Below are 9,060 nucleotides of genomic sequence, written 5' to 3'. Positions count from 1 at the left end.
CAAATTACATAAGCGGCGGTATATTCTCTTTAGACGGAGTGCATCTAACGCCGCGTGGTTACTCAATTGTTGCCAACCAGTTTATAACGGCAATTAACAATCAATATAACTCAACTATACCACTGGCAAATGTTTCTGCCTATAATGGGGTGTTATTTCCTTAATGTAATTGACCCGGTAACTGAAAATGCAAAAGAGGGCCGTCTTAATAAGTAATTATGAGGCGGCCTCTTTGCTACTGCTTCTAGGCTCGAACCAAACGAACCGCTGATTAATCCCAAATGCCGTTCTGCGCTGTAAATATCATCGGCTGACCGCCGGTTACCATAATGGTATGCTCGTGTTGCGCAACAAAACCACCTTTATTACCGCTTAGCGTCCATCCATCGGCTTGTGTATCGGCAATTGTCGACCTTGTTGAAATAAATGTTTCTATCGCTACCACCGAATTTTTTTTGAAACGAGTAGTATTATACCTGTCGCAGTAGTTAGCTATCTCATGGGGTTCTTCGTGCAAGCTGCGACCAATACCATGTCCGGTCAGGTTTTTTATTACCGTGTAGCCGGCTTTCTTGGCTTCAGTTTCGATCAACCTGCCTATCTCTGATATTCTGACACCACCTTTAATGTTGCTGATTGCCTTCCTCAATATCTCTTTCGACGTTTCTACCAATCTGCCATGGCCGTGGATATCTTCGCCCAATACGAAGGAGCCGCCATTGTCAGCCCAATAGCCATTTAATTCTGCCGATACATCAATATTTATCAGATCACCTTCTTTTAAAATTTTATTGGCTGACGGTATGCCGTGCGCAGTTTCTTCATTAATACTAATACATGTATACCCGGGGAAACCATAGGTTAACGTAGGTGCAGAACGTGCGCCCATCTGTGTCAGCAATTCGCCGCCGTACTCGTCAAGTTCCTTTGTTGAAATGCCCGGCTTGGCAAACTCACGCATCTTTTTAAGAGTGATGGCAACAGCATCACTTGCATGCTGCATTCCAATTCTTTCGTTTTCGGTAGTTATAGACATTTTTAAGTTTTTATCTATGGCAAAATTAACAATTAATACATTTGACAGGCCGAAAATGTGATTGATCCAAAAATTAAGCTAAGTTGATAATGAATCTTTTGAACGTAATTTTTGTGCAAATTTTGTGCAAATAAAAAACCCTACTCGCCAGAGTAGGGTTTTTTATATTGATTTTCAAGCTCCTGAGGCTGGGCTCGAACCAGCGACCCTCTGATTAACAGTCAGATGCTCTAACCAGCTGAGCTACTCAGGAATCATTTTCCGGTTTGGAGAGTGCAAAAGTATGATTTCTGAGCTAATTTTACAATATTTGTCAAAAAAAATTATAAAAAATATTAAATGAGTTTAGTTGTTATTGGTACTGTGGCGTTTGACGCTATTGAAACACCCTTTGGTAAGACGGATAAAATTGTTGGCGGCGCTGCTACCTATGCAGGTTTAGCGGCAGCTTACTTTTATGATAAGGTTAAAATTGTAGCCGTTGTAGGCGATGATTTCCCTGAAAGCGAGATTGATGACTTTAAAAGTCATCATATAGATACCGAAGGGCTGCAAATTAAAAAAGGTGAGAAGTCGTTTTTTTGGAGCGGTAAGTATCATAACGACATGAACAGCCGCGACACGCTGGTAACCGAATTAAATGTACTGGCTGATTTTGACCCGATCATCCCCGCAAGCTATCAGGACTGCGAATACCTGATGCTGGGCAACCTTACCCCGCAGGTACAGCAAACGGTTATAAAACGTTTAACCAATCGGCCTAAGCTTATTGTAATGGACACCATGAACTTTTGGATGGACATAGCAATGGATGACCTGTTAGAAACTATAAAACTTATTGATGTATTAACTATTAATGATGCCGAGGCCCGCCAGTTATCCGGCGAGTATTCATTAGTTAAGGCTGCTTGCAAAATTTTAACCATGGGGCCAAAATACCTTATCATTAAAAAAGGCGAGCATGGCGCGTTGTTGTTTCATGAAGATAAAATATTTTCGGCCCCGGCATTGCCATTAGCAGAAGTATTTGACCCTACAGGAGCAGGTGATACCTTTGCCGGTGGTTTTATTGGCTACATGGCAAAGGTGGGCACGGTAAACTTTAATAATATGAAGAATGCCATAATTTTTGGCTCGGCATTGGCTTCGTTTTGTGTAGAGAAGTTTGGTACAGAAAAAATCAAAAATGTAACTCAGCAAGAAATTGCAGAACGTATACAAGAGTTTGTGAATTTATCTTCGTTCGAGATAAAGTAATATAATTGCGAAAATCGAAATGCCGATTGCGGAATGAAAATAATACTTCCGCAATCGGCATTTCGTATTTAATTTATTTTAGCTTTCCTATCGCATCAAAATTCTGGAACACCCATTCATCATGCGGCGCATCGCCCAGTTCGTGGGTAAGGTCCTGGCCGGCCCAATGCTCATAGTGTTTACCATTACGCCACAGGCGGCTGCGGGATACATCATAGATAACGCCTTTATAAGCAATCCACACTTCGGGCTTGTCCTGCCCGTTGCGCAGGGCCAGTTGTGATTTGGTGTATATAGGCAGGTCTGTCATTTTTTCAAATATACTTTTTCCGGGTTCAAATTCAGGCAATGAAAGATGTGCGTTGCACAACACATGTTAAATACCTTGCTTTATCCGGGCTTTTACATACAGCAAGCCTTTGCGGATATTAGAAACCCTGATACGGTGGTCTAATATTTCATTTACAGGTGTATGCGCTATCTTTTTAAACAACTGTAAATAATAACAATAGGCAACATAAACCCCAAGCCGCACACCTTTGGGTAAAAGCATTATCCCCTTATAGCCTTCATCAAAATCATGTTGTATATCGGCTTCAATACGTTGTTTATCTTGTTGGGTAAAGTTCTTAAAATCAATTCCCGGAAAATAAGTGCGGCCGCGATCTTCATAATCAGATTTTATATCCCGCAAAAAATTAATCTTCTGGAAAGCCGCCCCCAAACTTAGCGCCATAGGCATTAATTGCTGGTATAACTCTTTATTGCCCTCGCAAAAAACCTGCAGGCACATTAAGCCAATAACTCCGGCCGAGCCATGAATATAAGTTTGATAATTAGCATCATCATAAACCTTATGGTCAAGGTCCATTTCCATCGAGCGTAAAAATTCTTCTATCAATTGATGATCTATACTGTATTGGTTCACCACAATTTGAAAAGAGTGCAAAACCGGGTTCAGGCTTATTTTTTGGTTGATGGCCTTAAAAGTTTCCTGTTTAAAATCGCTGATGAGCCGGGCTTTATCGTGGTTGTGAAAAGTATCTACAATTTCATCCGCGTAGCGTACAAAACCATAAATAGCATAAACAGGATACCTGAATTGCTTATTAAATGCCTTAATACCTTTGCTGAATGAAGTGCTGTACTTAGTGGTTATTAATTTACTGCATTCAAAACAGGCTTCATCATACAGATCCATCTTAGCCATGCGCTTGGCTTCAAAAGTACATAAATCAATGCGCCCGCAAAACAATTTGCTTACTTTCGGCTACAAAATTTATGAATAAGTTAAAACATATAGTTGTAATTGGCAGTGGCTTTGCCGGCCTGTCTGCAGCGTGTGTATTGGCCAAGGAAGGATACCGGGTTACCATCCTCGAAAAAAATAAACAATCGGGGGGCAGGGCAGGGGTATGGCAACAGGATGGGTTCCGGTTTGATATGGGTCCAAGCTGGTATTGGATGCCTGATGTTTTTGAGAATTTCTTTGCCTTGTTCGGTAAAAAAACGTCCGACTTTTATGAACTGAAAAGACTCGACCCCGGCTATCGTATTTATTATGGCAAAGATGATCTGATAGATGTGCCTGCGGATGGACTCGAACTCTCCAAGCTTTTTGAAAGCATAGAGCCGGGCAGCAGTATTCAGTTAGCCGAATTTTTAAAGCAAGCCGCATACAAATACAAGGTTGGTATGGGCGAATACGTGTTCCGCCCGTCACATGCTATTACAGAGTTTATTGATTTAAATCTCCTAAAAAAAAGCCTGAACATGCAGTTGTTAAGCAGTATGAGCAAGCACGTGCGCAGGTATTTTAAAGAGCCTAAACTTATTCAATTATTAGAGTTCCCTGTTCTGTTTTTGGGTGCTACACCACAAGATACGCCTGCCATGTACAGCCTGATGAACTATGCCGACCTGGTTTTAGGCACTTGGTACCCTATGGGCGGGATGAATGAAATTGTAAAAGCCATGGTTAAGCTTGCTGAAGGTTTGGGGGTAGAAATTAAGCTGGATACAGAAGTAACCAAAATTGAGGTTGCCAATAAGCAGGTTAGCAACATTATAACCCATAAAGGGAACATACAAGCTGATATGGTTATTGCCGGTGCCGATTATGAGCATGTGGACCAGCATTTATTGGACAAACCTTACCGAAACTACACCAAAAAGTATTGGGATAGCCGGGTTATGTCGCCCTCAAGCCTGTTGTTTTATATTGGCATCAACAAAAAAATTAACGATATACAGCATCATAATTTATTTTTTGACGAAGATTTTGAGCAGCATGCAAAAGATATTTACACCAGCCCCAAATGGCCGGATAAGCCCCTGTTTTATGTTTGCTGTACATCAAAAACAGATAATACCGTAGCACCTGAAGGCTGCGAGAACCTGTTTTTCCTGATGCCTGTTGCACCGGGTTTAGAAGACAATGATAATATACGAGAACAGTACTTTGAACTGATACTGGGGCGCTTTGAAGCTATTATCGGGCAAAGCATCAGAGACGCTATTATAGTTAAAAGAAGCTATGCCCTTAATGATTTTAAAACTGATTACCATTCCTTTAAAGGCAATGCATACGGACTGGCCAATACGCTAACCCAAACCGCATTTTTTAAACCCGCCATGCGTAATAAGCATGTTAAAAACCTGCTTTATACCGGGCAACTAACCGTACCGGGACCAGGTGTGCCACCTGCAATAATTTCTGGGCAGGTGGTTGCTAAAGAAGCAATGGCATATTTAAACAGGAGTGGGAAAGTATAATGATAACCAATTTTAAATCCCCTCTTGAGAGGGGGTGCGCTGGGCAGAGCGGTTGCAGGGGTGTGTTAACGCGCAAAAGACACTGCCGGCGCGGTAAACGGTTATCACATTAAAAAAGGTGATGTAGTGTTTCACAAAATAATGAAACACATGAAACACTATTTTAGGTTAACATATTGATATATAGTAATTTAACAAAATGAGTGAAACACTTTGAAACAGTACAAAAGCTTTAGGTAAGTGTATGTAAATACCTTATAATAAGAATTTTATGCTGTTTTGCCGATTTTTGCAAATTTAGGGTGAAACACCTGATGTGAAACACTTTTTTGTAAACCTATTTCAGGACGAGTCACGCCCCCCGGGCAATACTATTGATGTAAATTTGTATGCTGTATTTTCAGAATAGCACACCCCCCGCTTCTTTCCAATAGCCATATTAAAACCTTATCCTATCTGGATTGTAATGCATTAGTTGAAATTATTTTTATGATGGAGCTCCACATCCAGGTTGCCTGGCTTTTTTTATTGGCTATTCCGGTTGCCTGTATTGCCTGGACAGTTACACACGAAGAAATTTTTAAAGAACCCAGAGATTTTTGTGCAAGGCGCAGTAAACAAAATAAGACAATTTGGGGCCGTAAATTCTTTTATGTTTTTATCTGCGAATATTGCTTTAGCCATTACGTAACCGTACTGATGCTAATATTTACCGGCTATAAATTTTTACTTGACGACTGGCGGGGATATGTTTTGGCAGGGTTCTCTATAGTATGGATAGCTAACATTTATATGGCCCTGTTTGCACTTATAAAGGTTGACGTGAATTTAGAACGGCTGCAGTATAAAAATGAACAGGAAGAAGCGAAGAAGAACGAGTAAGACAGAAGGCAAATTAAAAGGAGCGGTAGCCAGTGCGATTCCCTCCCTTGAGAGGGTAGGGAGGGGGTTAATGAAGCGATTTATAAATCGGCGAAATCCCCTCCCTGCCATTTCACAACCGGCCGCACCCCTCCAATTGGGAGGGAACTTAGGTTAAAAGGAGCGGCGGCTGGTGCGATTCCCTCCCCTGGGAGGGTAGGGAGGGGTAAATGAAGCGATTTATAAATCGGCGAAACCCCTCCCTGCCATTTCACAGCCAGCCGCACCCCTCCCAATGGGAGGGAACTTAGATTACGAATTCTTGGTATGTGGTCACAATTTGTGATGACATGCTATTCATTCAAAAGTGAGCCGAAACAAAAAACGGCCTCTGTGATCTCCGTGCCTACTTAGCGCCCTCTGTGTTTAAATTTTACCACAGAGAACACAAAGAAGATGCAAAGTGGCACAAAGATTTTTGTCACTTTAAGTTTGATACGGCCTCTTCTTTAATTAAAAACCGCCTTCTGGTAACTCAACGGACTCTTCCCCGTAATGCTTTTAAAGTATTTATGAAAGCTGGCAAAATTATGAAAGCCGCTTTCGTAGCAAATTTGCTTTACGTTTATCTTGTTCTCTATCAAAAGCTTGCAGGCATGTCCCACCCGTATCTCGTTAATAAACTGGCTGTAGGTTTTACGCGTTCTTGATTTGAAATATCTACAGAAAGAATTAGGACTGATATTAGCAATGGCGGCCATTTCTTCCATTGATATCTTGCGCTTAAAATTGGCTATGGAGTAATCGTAAATAGCATTAATGCGGTCGTTCTCTGATTGATGAAAATCATTCCGCGAACCTATGGACGATATTATTTTAGTTTGTTTAGAACTGCCAATTTCCATCAGCGCCTCCATCAACAGCATTATCTTTTTTGGCCCTTCGGTTAGTACAATGGTTTCTACCAGTTTGCCTAATTGTTGTTTTTCATCACCGGTAACTTGTATGCCCCGCTTTGCTTTTTGCAGTATGTTACGGATCACCGCGTTTTCGGGCAGGTTTAAAAAAGCATCGCCCCAAAAATTATCGCAAAAATGTATTACGCTTACATCGGCAAGGTTATTGGCTTCGTCCTCAAAATATACATCGTCAAAGCGCCAGTAATGCGGCAAATTAGCGCCCAGCAATACCACGTCGCCCGATTGGAAGCGCTGTATACTATCGCCAACAAACTGTGTTCCGTTACCTTTTTTAAAGTAAATCAGTTCAACCTCCGGGTGGTAATGCCAGCGGTTATTAATGTAAGGCACCTTATCCTGCCGCGAACTGAAGGAGTGAATCAGGTCATTTGAAACTTTTAGTAGTTGGGGTTTCATTAAAGATTGTCTAATTTATTCTCAATAATAGTTTATTTAACTAAAATATGCCAAAATAGCTTAATAATTAGACAATAAAATAAAATTTTATAACCACCTAAAATGCTTTCTTTGAGATAACCAAATTACAAACCAACCTCATTATGGCAAAAAATAAGTACCTGTTCCCGTTAATTTTAGTCACGTCGCTTTTTTTCCTGTGGGCGTTCTTGCATAATATTAATTCTATCCTTATCCCGCATTTAAAAAAAGCCTTAGAATTAACTGATACACAATCGTCATATATTGATGTGGCTGTTTATACAGCTTATTTTATAATAGCTATTCCGGCGGGTTTATTTGTGCATAAATACAGCTACAAAAAAGGTATCATATTAGGATTAATTCTTTTTGCGACCGGAGCATTCCTGTTTATCCCTGCCGCCAACGCGCAGAGCTACACGTTTTTTTTAGTAGCCATATTTATAAGCGCCAGCGGGGCGACTTTTTTAGAGACGGTTGCTAACCCTTATGTATCTATTTTAGGTGATAAAGAAACATCAACACAACGATTAAATTTCGCGCAATCATTTAATGGAGCGGGAGCATTATTGGCCCCGATTATTGGCGGGCAACTAATTCTATCAGGTATTGAACATACCCCGGCCGAGTTAAAGCACATGTCTGCGGCGCAATTAGCCGCCTATTTACAAACAGAAGCTAATACTGTAAAATTGCCCTATATGGTTATTGGAGTTGTGGTTATTGTGCTGATACTGCTTTTTATTTTTACACATATCCCGGCTGTTAAGGAAGATGATGAGGCGGTTGAAAGTCACTCGCCGGGAGCCGATTTTTCTATCCGTGTGTTCAAGAACAGTCATTTAAAATGGGCGGTTATAGCCGAGTTCTGCTATGTAGGTTCGCAGGTTTGTGTGGGTAGCTTCTTTATACGTTATGCCAAATTTGTAGCTGGTATAGCCGAAAAGGAAGCCGCGTTTTTATTTGGCTTTATAGCCATGGGAGGTTTTATGGTGGGCCGTTTTGCCGGTACATTTATAATGAAATACATTGATCCGGCTAAATTATTAAGCCTTTACGCGGTTATAAATATATTATTGCTGATTATTGCCTTGACTACAAAAGGCCATGTGGCCCTGTATTCATTACTGGCAGTGCCTTTCTTTATGTCTATTATGTTCCCAACTATTTTTGCGTTAGGTATAAAGGGCCTGGGCGAGGAAACAAAAATTGCATCATCGTTCCTTGTAATGTCTATAATAGGCGGTGGCGTAGCGCCATGGTTCATGGGGCAAATATCTGACAGGACCGGCAGCATACAAATGGCTTATATAGTGCCGTTAATATGTTTCCTGTTCATCCTGTATTTTGGTTTAAAAGGACATAAAATTGTAAAGAGACCAATATAATATGAACAGGTATTGTTTAGCGTTAGATTTAAAGGATGATCCGCGACTTATTGCGGAGTATGAAAAATACCATGAGGCTATATGGCCCGAAATTCATGACAGTATTATCAGCTCGGGTATTACCCACCTGGAAATATACCGCTGTTTTAACCGTTTGTTTATGGTAATGGAAACTAATGATAGTTTCAGCTTTGATAAAAAGGGCGCTCTGGATGCTGCTAACGCTAAAGTGCAGGAATGGGAGACGCTGATGTGGAAATACCAGCAGGCCATCCCCGGCTCAAAACCCGGCGAAAAATGGGTATTGATGAAAAAAATTTATAATGTATAATGTATAATTTTTGTG

The 9,060-nt window shown here is 40.8% G+C and carries 9 protein-coding genes and 1 tRNA gene; 5 read left to right on the top strand and 5 right to left on the bottom strand.

Annotated elements, in window-relative coordinates; genetic code table 11:
* Positions 1 to 271: 271 nt before the first annotated feature.
* Together map and JWR23_RS16820 are read right to left on the bottom strand one after the other, a co-directional pair.
* On the bottom strand, positions 272 to 1,036 hold the full coding sequence (map, locus tag JWR23_RS16825) for a type I methionyl aminopeptidase (RefSeq protein WP_299517515.1): 765 nt from the start codon (positions 1,034 to 1,036) through the stop codon (positions 272 to 274).
* 179 nt (positions 1,037 to 1,215) lie between these two features.
* A tRNA-Asn gene (locus tag JWR23_RS16820) sits at positions 1,216 to 1,289 on the bottom strand.
* A gap of 86 nt (positions 1,290 to 1,375) precedes the next feature.
* On the opposite strand from JWR23_RS16820, the gene JWR23_RS16815 reads away from it, so the two are divergent.
* The gene (locus tag JWR23_RS16815; RefSeq protein WP_299517514.1) at positions 1,376 to 2,293 is read left to right on the top strand and encodes a PfkB family carbohydrate kinase; all 918 of its coding nucleotides are present in this window, start codon (positions 1,376 to 1,378) and stop codon (positions 2,291 to 2,293) included.
* Between the two features lie 73 nt (positions 2,294 to 2,366).
* On the opposite strand, the gene JWR23_RS16810 is transcribed toward JWR23_RS16815, so the two are convergent.
* Both JWR23_RS16810 and JWR23_RS16805 read right to left on the bottom strand, forming a co-directional pair.
* Positions 2,367 to 2,603 (bottom strand): cytochrome b5 domain-containing protein, encoded by a 237-nt coding sequence (locus JWR23_RS16810; protein ID WP_299517516.1) that lies wholly within the window; start codon positions 2,601 to 2,603, stop codon positions 2,367 to 2,369.
* Between the two features lie 66 nt (positions 2,604 to 2,669).
* Entirely contained in the window at positions 2,670 to 3,503 is an 834-nt protein-coding gene (locus JWR23_RS16805; protein WP_299517513.1) for a phytoene/squalene synthase family protein, read from the bottom strand.
* A 71-nt stretch (positions 3,504 to 3,574) separates the two neighbouring features.
* Between JWR23_RS16805 and JWR23_RS16800 the strand changes: the two genes are divergently transcribed.
* Entirely contained in the window at positions 3,575 to 5,068 is a 1,494-nt protein-coding gene (locus tag JWR23_RS16800) for an NAD(P)/FAD-dependent oxidoreductase (protein ID WP_299517511.1), read from the top strand.
* Between the two features lie 489 nt (positions 5,069 to 5,557).
* Positions 5,558 to 5,950: a hypothetical protein gene (locus tag JWR23_RS16795; RefSeq protein ID WP_299517509.1), complete on the top strand. Its 393-nt coding sequence runs from the start codon at positions 5,558 to 5,560 to the stop codon at positions 5,948 to 5,950.
* A gap of 488 nt (positions 5,951 to 6,438) precedes the next feature.
* Here JWR23_RS16795 and JWR23_RS16790 read toward each other — a convergent pair whose 3' ends face one another.
* The gene (locus JWR23_RS16790) at positions 6,439 to 7,305 is read right to left on the bottom strand and encodes an AraC family transcriptional regulator (protein WP_299517507.1); all 867 of its coding nucleotides are present in this window, start codon (positions 7,303 to 7,305) and stop codon (positions 6,439 to 6,441) included.
* Positions 7,306 to 7,448: 143 nt separating this feature from the next.
* Here JWR23_RS16790 and fucP point away from each other — a divergent pair, with 143 nt between their 5' ends.
* The gene (gene fucP / locus JWR23_RS16785) at positions 7,449 to 8,714 is read left to right on the top strand and encodes an L-fucose:H+ symporter permease (protein WP_299517505.1); all 1,266 of its coding nucleotides are present in this window, start codon (positions 7,449 to 7,451) and stop codon (positions 8,712 to 8,714) included.
* Position 8,715: 1 nt separating this feature from the next.
* The gene (locus tag JWR23_RS16780; protein ID WP_299517504.1) at positions 8,716 to 9,045 is read left to right on the top strand and encodes an L-rhamnose mutarotase; all 330 of its coding nucleotides are present in this window, start codon (positions 8,716 to 8,718) and stop codon (positions 9,043 to 9,045) included.
* Positions 9,046 to 9,060 lie beyond the last annotated feature (15 nt).

It is taken from the genome of Mucilaginibacter sp., from assembly GCF_028288205.1.
GTDB lineage: Bacteria > Bacteroidota > Bacteroidia > Sphingobacteriales > Sphingobacteriaceae > Mucilaginibacter.
The sequence above is the reverse complement of the archived record's forward strand: the minus strand, read 5'-3'. Positions and strand labels throughout refer to the sequence as shown.